The following is an 816-nucleotide window of genomic DNA, read 5'->3' as shown; positions in this document are numbered from 1 at the left end:
ACTTTTGCTGGGGGGTGGGGTCATCGGGGCCACCCCCCGAGGGTCGTGCCCAGCCAGTGGGCTATGGCTTCGCTGCGCGTCGAGCTGTGCAGTTTCGCGAAGATGCGGTTGATGTGGTTCTTGACGGTCTTCTCGCTGATGAAGCAGGTGGCGGCGATCTGACGGTTGTTCATGCCGGATGCGATGAGGTCCATCACCTCCACCTCCCTTGAACTCAGGCCGAAGCACGGTCGGTTGGAACGGTCGAGCGCATGGCGACGCAGGGCCGGCGCGCGAGCGGGGCCCGCCTTTGGCGACTGTGCCATAAATGGTTGCACCTGCGAAGCAGGGTCGTGACTTTCGTGTGAAGGTTCGTAGGAAACGCCGAGTGAAGTTGAGACAGTCGCGGAGATGGTCGGGCGCCCCTCCCGCACATCCCGTACCGCCGTGATCAGTTCGGGGGCCGTGAAGTCGCCGTGGACCAGGTAGCCGGACGCGCCGCGACGCAGGGCTTCGGTCACCACCTCGGGCTCCGTGCTGTAGGTCAGCATCATCACGGGGCAGAGAACGACCAGTTCGGGGAGCGCGGTCAGCCCGTCCGTGCCCGGCATGCGGACGTCGAGGAGAGCCACGTCCGGGCGGTGCCGGCGTGCTTCGTCCACCGCTTCGTCGCCGTTCGTGGCCTGGGCCACCACCGTGATGTCGGGGTGCGCGCCCAGCAGGGCCGTGAGGCCGGCGCGGACCACCGGGTTGTCGTCCGCGACGAGTACGCGGAGGGGCGGGCCGGGGCGTGCCTGCGGCTGGTCAGGCATGTGCGGCCTCCTGTCGGGGGGTGGT

The 816-nt window shown here is 68.0% G+C and carries 1 protein-coding gene; it reads right to left on the bottom strand.

Features of this window, described 5'->3' with window-relative positions; all coding sequences use genetic code 11:
* Window positions 1–20: 20 nt before the first annotated feature.
* Complete coding sequence (locus P1P70_RS45265; protein ID WP_319248406.1) at window positions 21–791, bottom strand: response regulator transcription factor; 771 nt, start codon at window positions 789–791, stop codon at window positions 21–23.
* Between the last annotated feature and the right edge of the window lie 25 nt (window positions 792–816).

The sequence above is a fragment of the Streptomyces sp. MB09-02B genome (genome assembly GCF_033794485.1).
Classification (GTDB): domain Bacteria; phylum Actinomycetota; class Actinomycetes; order Streptomycetales; family Streptomycetaceae; genus Streptomyces.
This window is presented reverse-complemented; position numbering and strand designations above follow the sequence as displayed.